General features: G+C 45.0%; 19 protein-coding genes and 1 riboswitch. Of the genes, 3 read left to right on the top strand and 16 right to left on the bottom strand.

Annotation, left to right across the window (positions count from 1 at the left end):
• Nucleotides 1–85: 85 nt before the first annotated feature.
• The 5 genes from malZ to yfbV all read right to left on the bottom strand — a co-directional run bounded on the left by malZ (nucleotide 86) and on the right by yfbV (nucleotide 5,704).
• Nucleotides 86–1,912: a maltodextrin glucosidase gene (gene malZ, locus J4N40_RS05265; RefSeq protein WP_222712461.1), complete on the bottom strand. Its 1,827-nt coding sequence runs from the start codon at nucleotides 1,910–1,912 to the stop codon at nucleotides 86–88.
• Between the two features lie 141 nt (nucleotides 1,913–2,053).
• On the bottom strand, nucleotides 2,054–2,848 hold the full coding sequence (locus J4N40_RS05260; protein ID WP_005387275.1) for an ABC transporter ATP-binding protein: 795 nt from the start codon (nucleotides 2,846–2,848) through the stop codon (nucleotides 2,054–2,056).
• Entirely contained in the window at nucleotides 2,845–3,780 is a 936-nt protein-coding gene (locus tag J4N40_RS05255) for an ABC transporter permease (RefSeq protein ID WP_012841584.1), read from the bottom strand. Before J4N40_RS05255 ends, J4N40_RS05260 begins: the two co-directional genes overlap by 4 nt.
• Before the next feature lie 175 nt (nucleotides 3,781–3,955).
• On the bottom strand, nucleotides 3,956–4,921 hold the full coding sequence (locus tag J4N40_RS05250; protein ID WP_017633858.1) for an ABC transporter substrate-binding protein: 966 nt from the start codon (nucleotides 4,919–4,921) through the stop codon (nucleotides 3,956–3,958).
• A 330-nt stretch (nucleotides 4,922–5,251) separates the two neighbouring features.
• Complete coding sequence (gene yfbV, locus J4N40_RS05245) at nucleotides 5,252–5,704, bottom strand: terminus macrodomain insulation protein YfbV (protein ID WP_005380809.1); 453 nt, start codon at nucleotides 5,702–5,704, stop codon at nucleotides 5,252–5,254.
• Nucleotides 5,705–6,050: 346 nt separating this feature from the next.
• On the opposite strand from yfbV, the gene J4N40_RS05240 reads away from it, so the two are divergent.
• From J4N40_RS05240 to J4N40_RS05230, 3 genes are all read left to right on the top strand, one after another.
• The gene (locus J4N40_RS05240; RefSeq protein ID WP_005380807.1) at nucleotides 6,051–7,247 is read left to right on the top strand and encodes an acetate kinase; all 1,197 of its coding nucleotides are present in this window, start codon (nucleotides 6,051–6,053) and stop codon (nucleotides 7,245–7,247) included.
• A 136-nt stretch (nucleotides 7,248–7,383) separates the two neighbouring features.
• Nucleotides 7,384–9,528 carry a phosphate acetyltransferase gene (pta, locus tag J4N40_RS05235; RefSeq protein WP_005380805.1) on the top strand — a complete coding sequence of 715 codons (2,145 nt, stop codon included), beginning with the start codon at nucleotides 7,384–7,386 and terminating at the stop codon, nucleotides 9,526–9,528.
• A 343-nt stretch (nucleotides 9,529–9,871) separates the two neighbouring features.
• On the top strand, nucleotides 9,872–10,294 hold the full coding sequence (locus J4N40_RS05230) for a DUF7282 domain-containing protein (protein ID WP_005380804.1): 423 nt from the start codon (nucleotides 9,872–9,874) through the stop codon (nucleotides 10,292–10,294).
• Between the two features lie 114 nt (nucleotides 10,295–10,408).
• Here the strand turns inward: J4N40_RS05230 and J4N40_RS05225 are convergent, their stop codons facing one another.
• The 11 genes from J4N40_RS05225 to moaA all read right to left on the bottom strand — a co-directional run bounded on the left by J4N40_RS05225 (nucleotide 10,409) and on the right by moaA (nucleotide 20,510).
• Nucleotides 10,409–11,356, bottom strand: coding sequence for a glutathione S-transferase family protein (locus J4N40_RS05225; protein WP_206958076.1), 948 nt, complete (start codon nucleotides 11,354–11,356; stop codon nucleotides 10,409–10,411).
• Between the two features lie 167 nt (nucleotides 11,357–11,523).
• Entirely contained in the window at nucleotides 11,524–12,537 is a 1,014-nt protein-coding gene (gene oppF, locus J4N40_RS05220; RefSeq protein WP_272926331.1) for a murein tripeptide/oligopeptide ABC transporter ATP binding protein OppF, read from the bottom strand.
• Nucleotides 12,516–13,487: an ABC transporter ATP-binding protein gene (locus J4N40_RS05215; protein WP_005380792.1), complete on the bottom strand. Its 972-nt coding sequence runs from the start codon at nucleotides 13,485–13,487 to the stop codon at nucleotides 12,516–12,518. The genes oppF and J4N40_RS05215 overlap by 22 nt, the downstream gene beginning before the upstream one ends.
• 27 nt (nucleotides 13,488–13,514) lie before the next feature.
• Entirely contained in the window at nucleotides 13,515–14,417 is a 903-nt protein-coding gene (oppC, locus tag J4N40_RS05210) for an oligopeptide ABC transporter permease OppC (protein ID WP_017633861.1), read from the bottom strand.
• Between the two features lie 15 nt (nucleotides 14,418–14,432).
• Nucleotides 14,433–15,353, bottom strand: a complete 921-nt coding sequence (gene oppB / locus J4N40_RS05205) for an oligopeptide ABC transporter permease OppB (RefSeq protein WP_005380786.1) — start codon at nucleotides 15,351–15,353, stop codon at nucleotides 14,433–14,435.
• 128 nt (nucleotides 15,354–15,481) lie between these two features.
• Nucleotides 15,482–17,158, bottom strand: coding sequence for an ABC transporter substrate-binding protein (locus J4N40_RS05200; RefSeq protein ID WP_017633862.1), 1,677 nt, complete (start codon nucleotides 17,156–17,158; stop codon nucleotides 15,482–15,484).
• 531 nt (nucleotides 17,159–17,689) lie between these two features.
• Nucleotides 17,690–18,145, bottom strand: coding sequence for a molybdopterin synthase catalytic subunit MoaE (gene moaE / locus J4N40_RS05195; RefSeq protein ID WP_017821374.1), 456 nt, complete (start codon nucleotides 18,143–18,145; stop codon nucleotides 17,690–17,692).
• A 1-nt stretch (nucleotide 18,146) separates the two neighbouring features.
• Nucleotides 18,147–18,404: a molybdopterin synthase sulfur carrier subunit gene (moaD, locus tag J4N40_RS05190; protein WP_005388938.1), complete on the bottom strand. Its 258-nt coding sequence runs from the start codon at nucleotides 18,402–18,404 to the stop codon at nucleotides 18,147–18,149.
• Nucleotides 18,401–18,880, bottom strand: coding sequence for a cyclic pyranopterin monophosphate synthase MoaC (moaC, locus tag J4N40_RS05185; protein WP_005380779.1), 480 nt, complete (start codon nucleotides 18,878–18,880; stop codon nucleotides 18,401–18,403). Before moaC ends, moaD begins: the two co-directional genes overlap by 4 nt.
• Nucleotides 18,881–18,906: 26 nt before the next feature.
• Nucleotides 18,907–19,419 (bottom strand): molybdenum cofactor biosynthesis protein B, encoded by a 513-nt coding sequence (gene moaB / locus J4N40_RS05180; RefSeq protein ID WP_005388935.1) that lies wholly within the window; start codon nucleotides 19,417–19,419, stop codon nucleotides 18,907–18,909.
• Between the two features lie 101 nt (nucleotides 19,420–19,520).
• The gene (moaA, locus tag J4N40_RS05175) at nucleotides 19,521–20,510 is read right to left on the bottom strand and encodes a GTP 3',8-cyclase MoaA (protein WP_017636052.1); all 990 of its coding nucleotides are present in this window, start codon (nucleotides 20,508–20,510) and stop codon (nucleotides 19,521–19,523) included.
• Nucleotides 20,499–20,633, bottom strand: a riboswitch (molybdenum cofactor riboswitch). (Overlaps the previous gene by 12 nt.)
• Between the last annotated feature and the right edge of the window lie 82 nt (nucleotides 20,634–20,715).

The following is a 20,715-nucleotide window of genomic DNA, read 5'->3' as shown; positions in this document are numbered from 1 at the left end:
AGATAACAAGAGACCAAACAAATGTGTGCGCGCTGTTTGAGACCGTTTATATATTAAAGGAGTTTAATCAATATAGAGTGTGGTGTCACTTTAGTCGCCATAATTTGCAGCTCTGTGCCGACATATTGACAGAGATATGACCTTTATAATCAACCTGTTCTGTGTCATCTAACAACGATATAACTTGGCTAACCTCCAAGCCCAGTTGCCACATAGGTAAATCGATTGAACATTCATTACCACTGAGATTAACCATTACAACGACTGCTTCACGACCCAGTACACGTGCGTACGCCAACTGGTTGTTAGTGCAATGAAGCCATTGAATACAGCCCGACTCTAAAGGCTTACATTGTTTACGGATCTTGATCCATTGTTGGTAAAGCGATAGCCATTGTGAACTTTCAATTTCATTCCAAGGAAAACAACGACGATTATCCGGGTCTAGCCCTCCTTCTAGACCGACTTCACTCCCATAGTAAATACAAGGCGTGCCAACGTAAGTCATAAGCATTGCTAGCGCGATGTTCATTTTACGCTTATCACCATCAACCAATGTGATAAACCGAGCAGTATCGTGACTATCGAGTTGATTTAGCTGCGATAGCTGATTAGAAAATGGGATTTTTGCTCTGGCTTCGTCCAACCATGCTTTAAACTCCAAACCATCAATGTTGATTGGATCGTACATAATATCTTGTCGTGCGATAAAAGCTCGGACTGGATGAGCAAAACCGTAGTAGTTCATCGCCCCATCCTCTTGATCACCTTGCAACCACTGCGTTGCTTCAAAAAAGTGCTCACCTAACACATAAGCATTCGGGTTTACTGACTTAGTTGCATGACGAAACGCTGCCACATAATGAGCATTGTTTTTCGCGCCGTCTCCTTCGCCAAGCATATGGATTACATCAAACCGCCAGCCATCAACCAAGTACGGTGGCTTCAGCCAATACTTGATGACAGAATCTTCACTTTGGTAGATGTAGTCGCGCACCTGTTCATTTTCAAAGTTCAGAACCGGTAAGTTACCAATGCCTTTCCAACCAATGTAGTGATTGGTTTCGCCTTCGAAAAAGTAGTAATCACGGAACTTTGACTGCGGATTGCCATACGCTCCTTCTCCTTTTTGTTGGATATCAAACCAAGGATGATGCACTGACGTGTGGTTAAACACCGCGTCTAAGACAATCTTCATATTCTTACCACGGATTTTCTCACACAGTTCAGCAAACTGATCGTTGGTGCCGAACATAGGGTCAACAGTGAAGTAATCAGTGGTGTCGTATTTATGATTACTTGGTGAAGAAAAGATCGGATTAAAATAAAGCGCAGTAACGCCGAGCTGTTCAAGATAGTCCAACTTTTGCTCCACACCTTTGAGGTCGCCGCCAAAGAATTCACGTGCCCCGGTATTTTGGTGAGAGCCTACCGCATCTCCCCACGCCTTGACGATCGATGCAGAATCATACTGAGCATAAGCGTGGCGAATATCAGACTCACTTTTACTAGCAGAAAAACGGTCAGGAAAGATTTGATAGAAAACTTGCTCTTGGACCCAGCTTGGTGGTTGATGCTCTACATTCAACTTAAAGTGGAACTCTTTGGGTGGAATACGCTTTTGTACGCCTCGTGCATCGAGCCAGTATTGTTGTCCGTCTTTGAGGAGCTTAAACACATAATGTGTGACATCTCGATCTTGATTTGGTCGAAACGATGCCTCCCATAGTAATAATTCACCAGCTGTTCCTACTTGAGCCATATCGACCAGATATTCTTCATTGTCCGGCTCAATACGCACATAGACGGAATCAAAATCCAATGTCTCGGTTTTCAGTCTGACTGTAACTTGCTCGTCATTAAAAGCTAAACCATCAATAGTTTGACTATGAAAAATAAATGGCAGGTTCATTATGGGCACTCCTCGTCATCGGATATGCCACTATGTTATTGAAGAATTAGAGACAAGAAATCCTCCCTGCGAGTTGACATATCAGCCAATTTTCCCAAGGAGGATCACACTTAGTAGGCGTAGTGACTTGTCGGATACCGCTTAGTTCAACAAAAGACTGTCATCTGCCAGCTCTTCACCACGCACTTTGGAGAACATATCCAACAAGTCTGGTACTTGCATGTTAGCGCGCTGCTCTCCAGCCACATCAAGCACAATTTCACCTTGGTGAAGCATTACGGTCCTATCGCCACATGCTAATGCGTCTTTCATCGAATGCGTCACCATCATCACGGTTAAATCGAACTCATCGACAATACGTTTAGTTAAGTCGATAACAAACGCCGCCATACGAGGATCAAGCGCAGCCGTGTGTTCATCAAGCAACAACAACTTACTCTCCGATAACGTCGCCATCACAAGGCTAACGGCTTGTCGTTGTCCACCAGACAGCAACCCAATGCTATCGCCCAAGCGGTCTTCTAAACCAAGACCGAGGATGCTAATTCGCTCTTGGAACAGCTTGCGACGTTTGGTAGAGAGCGCCAACCCCCAGCTGCGTTTTTTACCACGCATGTGCGCGAGAGCCATGTTCTCTTCTATCGTCAGTTCACCACAAGTCCCGGCCAATGGATCTTGAAACACTCGGGCGCATTGCGTTGCACGTTGGGCAACCGTCTGCTTGGTGACGTCTTTGCCATCAATGATCACCTGACCACCTATCATCGGCGTCTCACCTGTCACCGCACCAAGCAACGTCGATTTTCCTGCGCCATTAGAACCAATCACGGTAAGAAATTGATGCTCTGGAACCTCTAAAGAGACGCCTTTCAATGCACGATTTTCCAAAATCGTCCCAGGGTTGAACGTGACCTGAATATTATTTAGTTCGATCATAATGCCTCCCCAGAACCATTTTTTGATGCCGCTTGTTTAGCATCAGTAACGCGTTGTTTCGCTCTCATGCTCTGTTTTAGCTTTGGAGCAATAAGCGCCACAGCCACCAATACTGCGGTAACCAGGTTGAGGTCTGAAGCTTGTAAACCAAACATGCCAGAGCTCAAAGCGAAAGCCACTGCAAGGCGATAAAGTACCGAACCGATGATGACAGCAAATACCGCAACCCAAATTTTTCGCCCCGGAATGAGGGTCTGGCCCAAAATCACAGCAGCCAAACCAACCACAATGGTGCCCACGCCAGAGGTCACATCTGCAAAGCTGTTCGTTTGTGCAAACAACGCGCCTGCGAATCCGACAAAACCGTTAGATAAAGCCAAGCCAAAGTAGGTATAAAAGCCAGTGCTCGCCCCTTGCGCAGAAACCATACGCGCATTCACACCCGTGGCTCGTAAACCAAGACCAAAGTCGCTGTTCAGCAGGCGAATGACAAAGAAAGCGGAAAGAAGAACTAAGACCCCAACAACCAGAGGGCGAATAAACATCGCATCGCCCAATGCTTCAAACGGAGTGAGAATCGTATCCTCTCCAAGCAACGCCATATTAGGTTTGCCCATAATACGAATATTAATTGAAAATGCAGCGATCATGGTAAGAATGGAAGCTAACAGGTGTAAAATACCACACCGAACAGCCAGAAAAGCGGTTACCCACCCCGTCATACTACCAGCTATCATCGCCATTATCGTCGCAAGCCAAGGATTAATACCTGCGACAATCGCCGTTGCAGCCACCGCAGCTCCCATTGGAAAGCTGCCATCCACACTCAAATCGGGGAAGTCGAGAACACGGAACGTAAGATACACACCCAGAGCGACTAGGCCATAAATCAAGCCAATTTCGAGTGCACCAAAAAAAGCAAATGCAGACATAACTGCTCCTTTCTGCATGCTCAGGCTGGCTAATACCAACCTGAACGTAAGACTTCTAACGTATACTCCCCTTCTTCTCTAGCAGAATGCTTTACACGAGAAGTCTGGCGAGTATCAATTTTGGGGCAAGCCTCTACCAACCAGCGTGACGGTCTTTACCCCAAAAGAACGTTACTTATTGCATGCTTGTCGCACGTTCAACCACAGAACTTGGCAGCTTGATACCGAGCTTAGATGCTGCGCTTTCATTAATTACAAGGTCAGAACCCGTCGCGACTTTTACATCCAGCTTGCCTGGTTCTTGACCATCAAGAATCGCCGCCACATAATCCGCGGTTTGTACACCAACCTGGTAGTAGTCAAAACCTAAGCCTGCAATTGCACCCTTTTCGACATACGACGTCGCGCCACCAAATACAGGTTTCTTCGCTTGATTCGCTGCCACAATCATCCCTTCAATCGCACTTGCAACTGTATTGTCTGTTGGGGCGTAAAGAATGTCTGATTTCGCTGCAATCGCTTGAGTCGCAGACTGAACATCAGCGCTTTTTAGTGCGGTCGCTTCAACCACTTGTATGCCTTTTGCTTTTGCGCTTTCTTTTAATAATTCAACTAAAGTCACGGCATTAGCTTCACCGGGATTAAATACAACCCCGATGCTTTTCACCTGAGGAAGAATTTCTTGGATGAGATCGACATGCTGAGCAACGGGTGAAAGATCAGACAGGCCAGTTACGTTTTTACCTGGTTGTTCCATCGACTTAACCAATTTCGCACCAACCGGATCTGTTACCGCAGTAAAGACAACAGGAATAGAGCGAGTAGCCGACACCAAAGCTTGTGCCGAAGGTGTCGCGATGCCAACTAACACATCAGGATTTTCGCCGACGTACTGACGGGCAATTTGCACCGCAATCGCTGGATTACCCTGTGCGGTCTTATAATCAAATTCTAGATTTTTGCCTTCTTCGTAGCCTTTCGCTTTCAAACCATCAAGTAACCCTTGGCGCGTCGCGTCTAACGCCGGGTGTTCGACAATCTGTGAAACTGCGACAGTTGCAGTGGCGGCCAGTACATTGGTAGAAGAGAAAATAGCAGTAGCTGATAGAACGGCAGTGGCTAATAAACGTTTCGTTTTCATCATAACTCCTTGATGTGACTTCGTCCTTGTTTCACGAGCTTTCAATATGTGTATCGACTCGTGAATTCAAATGTTTGAAGGCGGTATTGTTGTGTTCATATAACTGTGCACTTCTTGCGCATCTTGTTTTTATTATTACTACTAAGTCTTAGTAAAGAAAAGAAAGATTTAACACTAAAGCAACATTTGTGATCGGGGGGACTTCTTCATCCGGAAAGAATCTTTGGTAAACAAAGCTTCGCTCGCTTCATCAACGACCGTCAAAGTAGGTAATAGAGGCAGGATCAAAAATGGAGCGGCCAGTGCACACTCCATTTCAAACAATTTAAATTAGAACCAACGCTCTAATGACGATTTATCGAGCTGGCGAAACGCTCGGTTCAATATTATCGCAAGCTCTTTGTAACGAGGGCGAGCTTTGACAGGCTCTAATGCAAAACCTGTTTCCACAATTTTTTGATGCAACTCCCGATACCAAGAGGCCAAAGAAGGCGGCAATTTCGTGTTGGATCGAGCACCAAGCCACCAAATGCCTTGAAGTGGCAAGCTAATCGCAAACAAGGCGACAACAATGGATTGAGGTAACGCGTGGTAATTGTTGAATGCCATTTGAGTGAGTACGCTGATCGCAGCAACGGCCGGCATGACTTTAATGCCAAAGCGAGTCGCCTTAATGATACGCTGTTCCGGAAATATGGCGCTTAGCTCTTTACGAACCGGCCAGATCTCCATGTAATTCTGGCCATCTTTCAGGCTATGGATCAATCCGACTTTATTACTCATACCGCTCTCTCACTAAAAAATAGTTGAACATTTCAACTGAAGGTACAAAAAATTGATGAAAGTTAATATTCTTTCAAATTTTTTTTGTTATCATTGCTTATTATCGCTATCCTTTGCAGACCCTCAATCTCATTGTTGCTGTTATTTACAATTTAAGCAACTCCGAGATATCTATCTGCACGGATCGCATCATAGTGATGGAAGGGTTCATCACTATTTCTTTATATGGAATTAGAACAATTTTTGACCAGGATTAGTACGCAGCCTTCTGGGTATCGGCTATTCTTGTGATTAATTTTTCATTCTTTAACTGATTTTTTATCAGACGAATAACAGGTAGTCATACATGTCTAAGCTAGTTTTAGTTTTAAACTGCGGTAGTTCTTCTCTTAAATTTGCCGTTGTTGATGCCGAGAACGGCGACGAGCACTTGTCAGGTCTTGCTGAGTGTCTTCACCTTCCTGAAGCTCGCATCAAGTGGAAACTTGATGGCAAGCACGAAGCTCAACTAGGCAATGGTGCAGCTCACGAAGAAGCACTAGCGTTTATGGTAGAAACTATTCTTGCTTCTAAGCCAGAGCTTAAAGCTAACCTAGGCGCAATCGGTCACCGTATCGTTCACGGCGGTGAGCAGTTCACTCAATCTGCACTAATTACTGATGAAGTTCTAAAAGGTATTCAAGACGCTGCAACATTTGCACCTCTTCATAACCCTGCTCACATCATCGGTATCGAAGCGGCTAAGAAAAACTTCCCAGAGCTGAAAAACGTTGCTGTATTTGACACTGCGTTCCACCAAACTATGCCTGAAGAGTCTTACCTATACGCTCTTCCATACAACCTATACAAAGAACACGGTATCCGTCGTTACGGCATGCACGGTACTTCTCACTTGTTCATCACTCGTGAAGTTGCAGGCCTACTAAACAAACCAGTTGAAGAAGTAAACATCATCAACTGTCACCTAGGTAACGGCGCATCTGTATGTGCGATCAAGAACGGTCAATCTGTAGACACTTCTATGGGTCTTACTCCACTTGAAGGTCTGGTAATGGGTACTCGCTGTGGCGACATCGACCCTGCTATCGTCTTCCACCTACACGACGCTCTAGGTTACTCTGTTGATCAAATCAACACGATGCTAACTAAAGAGTCTGGTCTTCAAGGTCTAACTGAAGTGACTTCTGACTGTCGTTTCGTTGAAGACAACTACGGTCAAAAAGAAGAAGCAACACGCGCAATGGACGTGTTCTGTCACCGTCTAGCTAAATACGTTGCTGGCTACACTGCTTCAATGGAAGGCCGTCTAGACGCAATCACTTTCACTGGCGGTATCGGCGAGAACTCTGGCCCTATCCGTGAAATGGTTCTAAACCGTCTTGGCATCTTCGGTATCGAAGTAGATAGCGAAGCTAACCTTAAAGCTCGCTTCGGCGGCGAAGGCGTTATCACGACTGAAAACAGCCGTATCCCTGCAATGGTTATCTCTACTAACGAAGAGCTAGTCATCGCTGAAGACACTGCTCGCCTGACAGGTCTTTAATTGAATTCCTGGCTAGCCACTCGGCTAGCCAGATTTTCATTCAAACGAATTTCTTAGGGGCTCAACTCCTATTCTTCGAGCTTCATGGAATAAGAGTTGAGCTTTTATCCCCCAAATAGCTAAAGGTACTCTACGAATGTCTCGTACTATTATGCTTATCCCTACTAGCGCAGGCGTTGGCCTAACAAGCGTTAGCATGGGTGTTCTTCGCGCTATGGAGCGTAAAGGCGTTAAAGTTTCTTTCTACAAGCCAATCTGTCAGCCACGTTCAGGTGGTGATCAGCCAGATCTGACTTCAACTATCGTTGGTCGTAACAGCGATATGAAGATCGGTGAACCAATGGCGATGTCTGTTGCTGAAAGCCTAATCGGTAACGACAACATGGACGAGCTGCTAGAAACCGTTGTTGAACGTTACAACCAAATCAACAAAGACGCAGACGTTACGCTAATCGAAGGTCTTGTACCTACTCGTAAGCACCCATTTGCAAACCAAGTAAACGCGGAAATCGCGGCAACACTTGGTGCAGAAATCGTGCTAGTTGCGACTCCAGGTACTGATAACCCTGCGCAACTGAAAGAGCGTATCGAAGTAGCATGTTCTAACTTCGGCGGCACTAAAAACAAAAACATCTCAGGTGTTATCATCAACAAGCTAAACGCTCCTGTTGACGAAGCTGGCCGTACTCGCCCTGACCTATCTGAAATCTTTGACGATGCAGACAGCGCGAAACAAAACGAATTGAAAGTGATGGAAATTTTTAACACTTCTCCAATTCGTGTACTAGGTTGTGTGCCATGGAGCATTGATCTGATTGCGACTCGCGCAATCGACATGGCTAAGCACCTGAAAGCAGATATCATCAACGAAGGTGACATCAACACTCGTCGCATCAAGAGCATCACTTTCTGTGCACGTTCTCTGCCAAACATGATTGAGCACTTCAAACCGGGTTCTCTACTTGTTACTTCTGCAGACCGTCCTGATGTTATCGTTGCTGCTTCTCTTGCTGCAATGAACGGTGTGGATATTGGTGCTGTACTGCTAACTGGCGGTTACGATATCCCTAGCGAAATCGAAGGCCTATGTAAACCAGCATTCGACACTGGTCTACCTATATTCAAAGCACAAGGTAACACTTGGCAAACGTCTCTAAACCTACAGAGCTTCAGCATCGAAGTACCTGCAGACGATAAAGAGCGTATCGAGTTCATCAACGAACACGTTGCTGGCCACATCGACGGTAACTGGATCGAGTCTATGACTGAAGGCACTCAGAAGTCTCGTCGTCTAAGCCCACCAGCGTTCCGTTACCAGCTAACTGAACTTGCTCGTAAAGCAGGTAAGCGTATCGTTCTTCCAGAAGGTGACGAACCACGCACAGTTAAAGCAGCAGCGATCTGTGCTGAACGCGGCATTGCAGACTGTGTACTTCTAGGTAACCCAGATGAAATCCGTCGCGTAGCGGCTCAACAAGGCGTTGAGCTAGGTACTGGTGTAACCATCATTGATGCAGATGCTGTTCGTGAAAACTACGTTGCTCGCCTAGTTGAGTTGCGCGGTGCGAAAGGCATGACTGAAGTTGTGGCTCGTGAGAAGCTACAAGATTCAGTATTCCTAGGCACAATGATGCTTGAGAACGACGAAGTTGACGGCCTAGTTTCTGGTGCTGTTCACACTACGGCGAACACTATCGTTCCTCCGTTCCAAATCATCAAGACGGCACCAAATGCGTCTATCGTATCTTCAGTATTCTTCATGCTTCTGCCTGATCAAGTACTGGTTTACGGTGACTGTGCAATCAACCCAGATCCAACTGCTGAACAGCTTGCTGAAATCGCTATCCAATCTGCTGACTCTGCAGCAGCATTCGGTATCGAACCACGCGTTGCAATGATCTCTTACTCTACAGGTGAATCTGGTAAGGGTGCAGACGTTGATAAAGTACGTGAAGCAACAAAACTGGCTCAAGAGAAACGTCCTGATCTTATCATTGACGGTCCTCTACAGTACGACGCTGCTATTATGGAAAACGTTGCTGCTTCTAAAGCACCAAACTCTCCAGTTGCAGGTAAAGCGACAGTATTTGTATTCCCAGACCTAAACACGGGTAACACAACTTACAAAGCGGTACAACGTTCAGCTGACCTAGTATCTATCGGTCCAATGCTGCAAGGTATGCGTAAGCCTGTAAACGACTTGTCTCGTGGCGCGCTAGTAGACGACATCGTGTACACCATCGCTCTAACAGCTATCCAAGCAGACCAAGAAGCTAAATAATCGCTTCTGACATCTAGTTGGATATAGATACAAAGCCCTCGATTCGTCGAGGGCTTTTTCTATTGCTGGCCAGAACACTTATTTGTTTTTTATACCAATTACTGCACAACCTATAATTACTGGTGCACAAAGCTTTTCTCCCTATCGCCCCCCCATACCTAACCGACATTGCTCGTGCTTGTTATTACACCGATTGACCCACTCCCAAAAATGCATTGGCTCCAAAGCAGCACGGTCCCTGTTCAATTTATCGGCATTATTTACGTTTTAGCTAAACTTTTTTGCTAGGAAATACGTAAAAGCTACTGCAATACACAAACTCATTGACTGCTAAGGAATACATATGAAGGATTTCATCAATACATCACTGATAAAGTTTGGTTTAGCTGCGTTTCTGATTAGTTTTTCTTCATTCAGCTTTTCCGCCCCGAGTATTAAAGGCGTCGATCAAGATATGTCCGGAGGAACGGTGACCGCTGAAATGGCTCATGCTGATGACAATGGGTGGATGGTTGTCCACCGAACAGACGAATCAATGAAGCCTGGTCCTGTTATCGGCTACGCTCCGTTAAAAATGGGAAAGAATGAAAACGTAAATGCAATTTTGATGGAACCAGTAGAATCAGGCGATATGCTGATGTTAATGGTCCACGGAGAGAAAGGTGGCATGAAGACTGGTGTGTTTGAGTATACGCTCGGCGCTAAAGAGGACGGTCCTGTAAAAGTGGACGGAAAGCTAGTGATGGACATCGTACGCGCTAAGTAAGGTGGCGATGAATGAAAAAGTAAACTTCCTACTCCCGGTATTTAGATGACACAAAAGTACTTAACGTCATTGCTAACCGTTAAGTACTTTTTCATTTGCGATGGAAGCAGCAAACTAGCCAATCCTTTCTCTTCCATGAGGAGTATTTAGGTCTAAATCAGGCCCTTTTGGTACAACTTGCGTCGGATTAATCCCAGTGTGGCTGAAGTAGTAGTGGCGTTTAATGTGATAGAAATCCGTCGTTTCTTCGACGCCTTCGACTTGATATAACTCTTTTAAGTAGCCTTGTATATTTTCGTAGTCTGCGATGCGCTGCTTGTTACACTTGAAATGCCCAACATACACCGCATCAAAACGAATAAGAGTCGTAAACAAACGCCAATCAGCCTCAGTAATTGTGTTCCCTGCTAAGTAACGATGCGTCGCTAAGTGAGCATCGATTTTATCTAACGCATTAAACAAAGAATCAAACGCTTCTTCATACGCCTCTTGTGTAGTCGCGAAGCCACAACGATACACTCCGTTGTTGACATTCGGATAAACAAAATCGTTCCACTCATCAATAACGTGTTTTAGATGTTCTGGATAGTAGTCGTCGTGATTCCCTGTTAACGCATTGAACTCCGAGTTAAACATGCGAATGATCTCTGACGACTCGTTTGACACAATAGTATTGGTCTTTTTATCCCAAAGTACAGGCACGGTTACGCGGCCCGTGTAATCGGGTTTGGCCTGCGTGTAAATTTGATACATGCGCGTGTGACCAAACAATGGCTCAGGAAGCCCCATTTGCCAACCTTGGCTGAGCATATCAGGGCAAACGACCGTGACATCAATATGTGGTTCTAAACCTTTCAGCTTGCGGAAAATGAGGGTTCGATGTGCCCAAGGACAAGCAAGAGAGACATACAAATGGTATCGACCGGACTCTGGTGTAAACTCCGCATCAGGGTCGTTTTTAACCCAGTTACGGAATCCGGCATCTTCGCGCACAAATTTGCCACCATTTGATTTTGTGTCATACCAGACATCTTGCCAAACACCTTCAACCAACTTACCCATGATTGCTCTCCTCTCGTTCTGTTTGTGTCTATATTAGCGTTTCCTATCAAACAGAGAATCATCGAACTTAGGACATCATGTTCAAGAAATTCGAATGTATAAATCAGACACATAAAAAAAGCGCGACCCGATGAAGGTGTCGCGCTTAAGCCCGTCACAGGCTGAATTTATACACTAACGTGTAAACAAGATACAGCGTGAACGTCATTACCTAAAATGCTTGGCTTCGTCTTCGCACACTCTTCGGTTGCTTGTGGGCAACGAGTGCGGAATACACAACCCGACGGTGGGTTGATAGGTGAAGGAAGATCACCCTCTAACATTTGGATTTTCTTATTGCGCTCAATATCCGGGTCCGGGATCGGAACCGCAGACATCAGCGCACGCGTATATGGGTGCTTAGGATCAGCAAACAGAGCCTCGGCCTCGCCAAGTTCCACGGCATTACCTAAATACATAACTAAAACGCGATCTGAAATGTGTTTAACGACAGACAAGTCATGCGCAATGAATACCAGAGAAAGCCCTAACTCTTTTTGAATCTCTTTAAGTAGGTTAACCACCTGAGCTTGAATAGATACATCAAGCGCCGATACTGGCTCGTCACAAATGATCATCTTAGGCTTAAGGATAAGCGCACGCGCTATCCCGATACGCTGACACTGACCACCCGAGAACTCGTGTGGGTAACGGTTAATCACGTTAGGTAATAGGCCAACTTTCGCCATCATCTCTTTAACGCGATCTTTCACTTCCTGCTTAGACAGTTCTGGATAGAATGTCTCAAGAGGTTCAGCAATGATATCACCAACAGTCATACGCGGATTCAGCGATGCCAATGGGTCTTGGAAAATCATCTGAATTTCTTTACGCGTCTCACGGCGCTGAACGCTTTTCATTTTAGTAAGGTCTTGACCCAACCACACTACTTGGCCGTCAGTAGCTTCAACCAGACCAATGATGGCACGAGCAAACGTCGATTTACCACAACCTGATTCACCTACTACACCAAGCGTTTCCCCTTCGTATAGTCGAACATTCACGCCATCTACCGCTTTCAGGCTCGAAGGCTTTGACCACGGCCATGCCGACTTTGAGGCAATGCTGAAGTGAACTTTCAGCTCAGAAATGTCCAGAATTAGTTTTTTGTCTACTGCGTTCATTTGTTCCAAGCCTCCCATTCAGAAAAACATGCACGCTGACGACCATCACCAAATGGTGTCAGAATTGGCGCCTCGCGCTTACAACGATCCATCACACGGTGACAGCGCTCTTGATAAGGGCAGCCCGGCGGTAGACGAAGCAAGTTTGGTGGATTGCCAGGAATGGTCGGCAGAATTTCACCCTCAGTATCGAGGCGAGGAATCGCCTTCAGCAGACCCTCCGCATAAGGATGGCTTGGATTATAGAAAATTTCATTTACGTTGCCGTACTCCATGGTACGACCTGCATACATCACCAGCACTTTGTCACACGAACCTGCAACCACACCAAGGTCGTGCGTGATCATGATGATCGCTGTGTTGAACTCAGATTTCAGCTCATTCAACAAGTCCATGATCTGTGCTTGTACCGTCACATCAAGTGCTGTTGTTGGCTCATCGGCAATAAGCAGTTTAGGACGACATAACAACGCCATCGCGATCATTACACGCTGACGCATACCGCCTGAAAACTCATGCGGGTACATCGTGATACGCTTACGCGCTTCAGGGATTTTTACCGCTTCCAGCATGCGTACTGATTCTTCAAATGCTTCCGCTTTGCCCATGCCTTTGTGCAGCATAAGCACTTCCATCAACTGATCACTCACTTTCATGTAAGGGTTCAGTGATGTCATTGGGTCTTGGAAGATCATTGCGATCTGTTCCGCACGCACTTTGTTCAGTTCTTTTTCTGGTAAGTTTAGGATTTCTTTGCCTTCAAACTTTGCGCTACCAGAAATAATACCGTTCTTAGCCAAAAGGCCCATGATTGCGAATACAGTTTGAGATTTACCTGATCCCGACTCTCCAACGATACCTAAGGTTTCGCCTTGGTTGAGAGAGAAGTTCAAATCGTTTACTGCGGTTACGATACCATCTTGCGTGGTGAATTCGACGCGCAGATCTTTGACATCTAATAAGCTCATCATTGCTTCCTTAATCTTATCTTTTAATTATCTGTCTTTTGGATCCAGCGCATCGCGCAGGCCGTCACCAACGTAGTTGAAGCAGAATAGCGTCACAACCATGAACACTGCTGGGAATGCCAGCTGCCAGATTGCTACTTCCATTGTCTGTGCACCTTCTTGTAGAAGAGCGCCCCAACTTGTCATTGGTTCCTGAACACCAAGACCAAGGAATGATAGGAATGATTCCGTTAGAATCATACTTGGGATAAGCAGCGTAGAGTATACCGCTACAATACCCAGTACGTTCGGTACGATATGACGAGTAATGATTTTCCAGTTGCTTACACCACACACATGTGCCGCTTCGATAAACTCCTTGCTACGTAGACTAAGAGTCTGGCCACGTACGATACGCGCCATATCTAGCCATGCGATAGCACCAATCGCAACGAAGATCAGCATGATGTTACGACCGAAGAATGTTACCAGTACAATCACCAGGAACATAAACGGTACCGCGTATAAAATTTCTAGAATACGCATCATTACGCGGTCAACTTTACCGCCGATGAAACCAGATGCTGCGCCGTAGAGCGTACCAATCAGTACCGCTACAAATGCACCCATAACACCTACCATCAACGAAATACGACCTCCAATTAGCGTACGCACGTATAAATCACGGCCTAAGCTGTCAGTACCAAACCAATGGTCAGCATTCGGTGCAACGTGCATCGCGTACCAGTCAGTATCATCAAATGTGTACGGTGCGATCATTGGCAGGATAATAACCGCCAACGTCATTAGAACAAGAAGGAATAAGCTCACCATCGCCGCTTTGTTGCGCATGAAACGGATACGAGCATCTTGCCAAAGACTGCGACCTTCAATCTCCAAGTTTTCGGAGAATTTCTCAATCGCTTCTAGGTTTTCTTTTTTCGTTAACATAACCAAACGTCCCTGTTAGTAGCGAATTTTCGGGTCAATCATTGCAAGTAAAATATCTACAATCGCGTTGAATAGAATGAATAGGAAACCAATCAGAATGGTTACCCCCATTACTAGCGAGTAGTCACGGTTAAACGCAGCGTTAACGAATAGTTTACCAATACCAGGCAGACCAAAAATGGTTTCGATAACAACGGAACCGGTGATGATACCTACGAAAGCTGGGCCCATGTAAGAAACAACAGGGAGAAGTGCCGGCTTAAGAGCGTGTTTGATAATGATATAACGGTAACTTAGACCTTTAGCACGTGCCGTACGAATAAAGTTACTGTTTAGGGTTTCGATCATCGAACCACGTGTGATACGAGCAAAGGTAGCAACATACAGTAGCGACATACCAATAACAGGAAGCACTAAATACTGCCAGCTACCATCTTGCCAACCGCCCGCAGGGAAGATATTCCAATGAAGCGAGAATATGTAGATAAGCGCAGGCGCTAATACAAAGGATGGCATTACGACACCAAGCATCGCAGTCGACATAATGGTGTAATCAATCCAAGTATTTTGCTTGAGCGCAGCAATGGTACCGACGGTAACCCCCATTATCAAAGTAAAGATAAAGGCGATGAAGCCCACTTTAGCCGAAACAGGTAAGGCAACCGCGATCAGCTCGTTTACTGAGTAATCAAGGTATTTAAATGACGGTCCGAAATCACCTTGGATAACATTGGTCAAATACGTGGTGTATTGTTCAAATACAGGTTTATCCAAGCCATATTTAGCTTCGATATTTGCCATTACTTCGGGTGGCAATGGACGCTCTGTCGAGAAAGGGTTTCCCGGTGCAAAGCGCATAAGAAAGAAAGATACGGTGATCAAAACCAACATTGTTGGGATCGCCTCAAATATCCTTTTTGCGATGAATTTAAGCATAAACTCACTCTTTCAGTCTGTGACAGTTAAATTAAAGAAGTCGTCCAATTCTTTTGGACTAAAGATAGGCGCTACATGCAATTTCTCACATGTAGGGCCTCATTTTTATAGTTCTATCGAGTTACGAATTACTCTGTGATGTAGAGATCTTTAGAGTAAATCTTGTCTTCCGCGTTATTTACTGGGAAGCCACCAACTTTCGGTGATAGTAGACGTGATTTCACGTACTGGTAGATAGGTGCGATTGGCATATCTTTTGCCATCAACTTCTCTGCTTCTAGGTAAAGTGCTTGGCGCTCTTCGTCAGAAGTTGAAGCAAATGCTTTGTTCATGATCGCATCGTACTCTTTGCTGTCGTAGTGAATACCACCAGTAGTGTTATTACTCATCATCAGCGTTAGGAAAGATGAAGCTTCGTTGTAGTCGCCACACCAACCTGCACGAGCAACCTCAAAGTTGCCAGAATCTTTGGTAGATAGGTAAGTTTTCCACTCTTGGTTTTCTAGCGTAACGTCTAGACCAAGTGTCTTCTTCCACATTGAACCCAGTGCAACCGCAAGTTTCTTGTGGTTCTCTGATGTATTGTATAGAAGGTTAAATTCAAGAGGGTTGTCTGCGCCGTAACCCGCTTCTTCCAATAGACGCGCAGCTTCTGCGTTACGCTCTTCTTGCGTCATTTTGCCGTATGCAGGAATTTCTGGGTTGAAACCTGCCGTAATTTCAGGTGTTAGGAAGTAAGCTGGCTTTTGACCTTGACCTAAAATCGCATCGGTCACAATGTTACGGTCAATCGCATAAGAAATCGCTTTACGCACACGAACATCATCAAACGGCTTTTTCTTCGTATTGAAGATGTAGTAGTAAGTACATAAGTTACCGGTTACAGACACTTCTTGTGGGTGCTCTTTCTTCAGACGCTTGAAGTGCTCTGTAGGCAGCTCATTCGTGAAGTCGATTTCACCCGCTAGGAAGCGGTTCATTTCCGCTACTTGGTTCTCGATTGGTAAGAAAGTAACTTGGTCAAGCGTCGTGTTTTCGTTGTCCCAGTACTGTTCGTTACGTTTTAGAACCAAACGCTCGTTTACAACCCAGTTGTCAACAACATAAGCACCGTTACCTACAAAGTTCTCTGGCTTCGTCCATTGATCGCCGAACTTTTCAACAGTTGCTTGATGAACAGGTTTCACTGTCGTGTGGCCCATCATCATTACAAAATATGGTACTGCAGTATCTAACTCAACCACTAACGTGTGATCGTCAACCGCTTTAACACCTAACTCGCTCTTATCTTTTTTACCCGCAACAATGTCTTTTGCGTTCTTCATCTTGGTGTATTCCATGTACCAAGCATATGGAGAGGCGGTTGCTGGATCGACTGCGCGTTGGAAGCTGTAAACGAAATCACCTGCAGTGACAGGATCACCGTTTGACCATTTTGCGTCTTCACGTAAGTGGAAAGTGTATGTTTTGTTGTCTTCAGTTTCCCAAGATTCTGCAACACCAGGGATAGTGTTACCGTCCGCATCTTGGTTTACAAGGCCTTCAAGAAGATCGCGAATCACGTGGGATTCTGGAACACCTTGAGATTTATGAGGGTCTATTGTCGCAACTTCTGTACCGTTACCACGCACCAATTCTTGAACAGCAGCAAGTTTTGGCTCTTTAGAATCAGATTTAGCTTCAGGGGCTGGAGCCGGAGCAGGCTCAGCAGCTTGTTTCTCCGCAGGCTTTTCACCACAACCAGCTAGAGCGAGAGAAAGACCAGCACCAATAAATAAAGCGCGCGTGATTTTATTCTTATACATGCGTAAAACTCCAAATTTTTTCGTTAGCATCCATGACTTCTTTGTAAGGGCCTGGAACGGTCAGAGTTTTAGATTTTTTTAGTGCACTTTCTGAGCACAAAAGTCTAAAACCTTACAAAGACTGCGGCACACATTAGCAATCATTGAAGTAATTTGCCATAAAAATGTAGCAAAAAAACCAATAATGCTGACTAAACCACACATATCTAGCAGTAAACTCTAACCCCAAAGCATTCACCAGCCAAATAAAGACCAGAAGCGACATTTAACAGGCGAAACTTTCGATTAATCTGAGTTTAAACCATTTACTAGCATCTTATGCTAGATATTTACACATCATTTAACATTTATGACAAATCAAGTCTAACAAATAATTGTTTATATATTGGGCAAAAAACTTTTATTGTGAAGAATATCACCAGACAAAAGATAGGAAATATTGAAACAAAGTGAGCAATACAATGAAGATAAATACAAAAAAAGCTAAGTACCATTAGCACTTAGCTTTTTTCACTAGAATGCGGGTTAGTTCTATTTTTCCCAACGCTGTGCAGCTTGATGATCGGTGTCGCGCGACTCAACCCAACGATCTTCATTCGTCGTACGCTCTTTTTTCCAAAATGGAGCTTGGGTTTTCAGATAATCCATGATGAACTCGCACGCATCAAATGCCGCGCCGCGGTGCGCACTGGAAACGCCCACAAATACAATTTGATCACCGCTATCCATGTCTCCGACGCGATGAATCACGCGTACACCTAATAGTGGCCAGCGAGACTCAGCTTGATCACAAATGTCGCTCAAGCTCTTCTCTGTCATCCCCGGATAGTGCTCTAGATGTAAACCAATGACATTATCCCCAAGGTTCATATCTCGAACTTTACCAACGAATGTAACGACAGCACCGGCAGCCGTCCCTTCAGATAGACGTTGATATTCTTGCTCAACCGAAAAGTCTTCAATTTGTACAGAAACACGAGAATCCATCTTAACCCCCAGTTACCGGCGGGAAAAACGCAACTTCGTCACCTGCTTTTACTTGTGTATCCAAAGGGACGATGGATTGGTTCACTGCAGCAAGTAGCTTTCCTGGCTCGAGCGCTAAATCCCACTTGCCATCTTTCTTAGTGCCTTCTTCCACTAGATGTGCACGAATTGATTCAACCGTTTCAAACGGCCCGTCTAACTCGACACTGTCGATGCCAATCAGCTCGCGAGTTTGAGCAAAGAAAAGTACTTTAATCATGATTCCACCTTAAAGTGACCAGATTTACCACCCGTTTTCTCTAGTAGACGAACTTGACCAATGACCATGTCTTTTTGTACTGCTTTACACATATCGTAAATCGTTAGAGCAGCAACGGAAGCTGCCGTGAGCGCTTCCATTTCCACACCAGTTTTACCCGCAAGTTTACATACTGATTCGATGCGAACTTTGTTTTCTGCTTCGATAGCTTCCAGTTGAACTTCAACTTTAGAGAGTAGTAGCGGATGACAAAGTGGAATCAAATCCCAGGTTTTCTTCGCAGCTTGAATACCAGCAATACGAGCCGTCGCAAATACATCACCTTTGTGGTGCTGGCCAGAGACAATCAGTTGAAGTGTTTCTGGGGCCATGTGAACAAATGCTTCAGCACGAGCTTCACGAACCGTCTCCGTTTTTGCTGACACGTCAACCATGTTTGCTTCGCCAGAAGCATTGATATGTGTAAATTGGGTCATTGTTTTTCCTTCGCTTTTAGGAAAGGTTATACAGATAGGTGTGGCATGAAGTTACAAGGGCGATGACTTGCATCCAACTGCTGTTTAATAATTTTTGTCCAGCCTGTACGACACGCACCCGTTGAACCTGGCATTGCGAAGATCACGGTGTGGTTAGCAAAACCTGCAATCGCACGAGACTGAATGGTAGACGTACCGATCTCTTCGTACGACACCATACGGAACAACTCACCAAAACCTTCAACTTCTTTATCAAATAGAGGCTTAAGTGCTTCTGGCGTGCTATCACGTGAGGTGAAACCTGTACCGCCAGTAATCATGATCGCTTGTACGCTTTCATCAGCAATCCATTGAGAAACAATCGCGCGGATCTTGTACATGTCATCAATAACAATTTGCTTGTCTACTACGTTGTGACCCGCTTCTTGAGCATGCTCAGCTAGGTAACGACCAGAGGTATCGTTTTCTTCAGTACGAGTGTCAGATACCGTTAGAACGGCAATATTTGCAGGTTGGAATTTGCTTTCAGCGTGACCCATTTGTTCACCTATTCTCTTAATTAGCTTTGATACGCTTGGTATCGATTCGGAAAAAGTTAGAGCCAGCTTATCACTAAGCTCGCTCTAAAAGTTGAATGAAGTTAGCCGCCGATAGACGCGAGGTGTGGCGTCATACCAGTATTGCCATCATGCAAGAAATGGCTTACCGACTTGGTTTGTAACTGCGCCTGGATACGTTCAATAAGCTCACTCTCTTGCTCATCACGTTCCAAAAGATCACGCAATTCTACACCATGGTCTCCAAACAGACATAGGTGCAGCTTACCCATCGCAGAAACGCGCAGTCGGTTGCAGCTTTCACAAAAGTCTTTTTCATAAGGCATGATAAGACCTATTTCACCCTTGTAATCAGGATGAACAAATACTTGCGCAGGACCATCATTATGCGAGCGCACTTTCAGCAACCAACCATTTGCAATTAGCTGGTTACGAATTGCCACTCCGGATACATGGTGCTTATTAAATAGCTCATCCATCTCACCCGTTTGCATCAACTCAATGAAACGCAGTTGGATTGGACGATCTTTTATCCAGTTAAGAAACGCTGGCAGCTCGTGATGGTTCAGATCTTTCATCAACACCACATTAACTTTTACTTGCTCATAACCGACCTCGAACGCACGTTCGATACCATTCATGACTTCAGTAAACTTATTTTCACCTGTGATTTGATGAAACATACGCGGGTCAAGGCTATCCACACTGACATTAATGTGGGTTAAACCCGCTTCACGCCAATCTGCGACTTGTTTTGCCATGCGATAGCCATTGGTTGTCGTTGCAACTTTTTGAATGCCAGGCGTCGCCGCTACTGAATGGATAATGTCGGTAAAATCTTTGCGTAAGCTAGGCTCACCACCAGTGATGCGCACTTTTGACGTGCCACAATCAGCGAATGCTTTTACGACCCGTTTGATTTCAGGGAGAGATAAAAAAGACGAGTTTTTATTGCCCGAAGGCTTATAGCCATCAGGAAGGCAATAGGTACATTTGAAATTACATACGTCGGTCACAGACAGACGCAAGTAATAAAACTTACGATGAAATTTGTCTTCGAATTGTTGCGCCACGGAACACCTTTCCAAACACGGGAGGCATGGCCATTTCCAATCATGCCCTTGTGACAGTATGCCACTGGCTCAAAACGCTTATCCAAGGACTTAGCAATAGTGAGCTCGGAGTTATGGCAACCAGAGATATGAAATCTCTGATAGCTTTGCGGTGTAAAATACTTAATATTTGTAATGGAATCCAGACTTGAGTGATAAAAAACTC

Source organism: Vibrio sp. SCSIO 43097, assembly GCF_023650755.1.
GTDB lineage: Bacteria > Pseudomonadota > Gammaproteobacteria > Enterobacterales > Vibrionaceae > Vibrio > Vibrio alginolyticus.
The sequence above is the reverse complement of the archived record's forward strand: the minus strand, read 5'-3'. Positions and strand labels throughout refer to the sequence as shown.

Coding starts and splice junctions, on each gene's coding strand:
- yfbV (WP_005380809.1), bottom strand. CDS start 5,704: ATGAGTAATAAAGTCGGATTGATCCATAGCCTGAAAGATGGCCAGAAT.
- J4N40_RS05250 (WP_017633858.1), bottom strand. CDS start 4,921: ATGAAAACGAAACGTTTATTAGCCACTGCCGTTCTATCAGCTACTGCT.
- malZ (WP_222712461.1), bottom strand. CDS start 1,912: ATGAACCTGCCATTTATTTTTCATAGTCAAACTATTGATGGTTTAGCT.
- J4N40_RS05240 (WP_005380807.1), top strand. CDS start 6,051: ATGTCTAAGCTAGTTTTAGTTTTAAACTGCGGTAGTTCTTCTCTTAAA.
- moaD (WP_005388938.1), bottom strand. CDS start 18,404: ATGATTAAAGTACTTTTCTTTGCTCAAACTCGCGAGCTGATTGGCATC.
- moaB (WP_005388935.1), bottom strand. CDS start 19,419: ATGGGTCACGCTGAAAGCAAATTCCAACCTGCAAATATTGCCGTTCTA.
- oppF (WP_272926331.1), bottom strand. CDS start 12,537: ATGGGAGGCTTGGAACAAATGAACGCAGTAGACAAAAAACTAATTCTG.
- J4N40_RS05255 (WP_012841584.1), bottom strand. CDS start 3,780: ATGTCTGCATTTGCTTTTTTTGGTGCACTCGAAATTGGCTTGATTTAT.
- moaE (WP_017821374.1), bottom strand. CDS start 18,145: ATGGATTCTCGTGTTTCTGTACAAATTGAAGACTTTTCGGTTGAGCAA.
- oppB (WP_005380786.1), bottom strand. CDS start 15,353: ATGCTTAAATTCATCGCAAAAAGGATATTTGAGGCGATCCCAACAATG.
- pta (WP_005380805.1), top strand. CDS start 7,384: ATGTCTCGTACTATTATGCTTATCCCTACTAGCGCAGGCGTTGGCCTA.
- oppC (WP_017633861.1), bottom strand. CDS start 14,417: ATGTTAACGAAAAAAGAAAACCTAGAAGCGATTGAGAAATTCTCCGAA.
- J4N40_RS05260 (WP_005387275.1), bottom strand. CDS start 2,848: ATGATCGAACTAAATAATATTCAGGTCACGTTCAACCCTGGGACGATT.
- J4N40_RS05225 (WP_206958076.1), bottom strand. CDS start 11,356: ATGGGTAAGTTGGTTGAAGGTGTTTGGCAAGATGTCTGGTATGACACA.
- J4N40_RS05215 (WP_005380792.1), bottom strand. CDS start 13,487: ATGAGCTTATTAGATGTCAAAGATCTGCGCGTCGAATTCACCACGCAA.
- moaC (WP_005380779.1), bottom strand. CDS start 18,880: ATGACCCAATTTACACATATCAATGCTTCTGGCGAAGCAAACATGGTT.
- J4N40_RS05200 (WP_017633862.1), bottom strand. CDS start 17,158: ATGTATAAGAATAAAATCACGCGCGCTTTATTTATTGGTGCTGGTCTT.
- J4N40_RS05230 (WP_005380804.1), top strand. CDS start 9,872: ATGAAGGATTTCATCAATACATCACTGATAAAGTTTGGTTTAGCTGCG.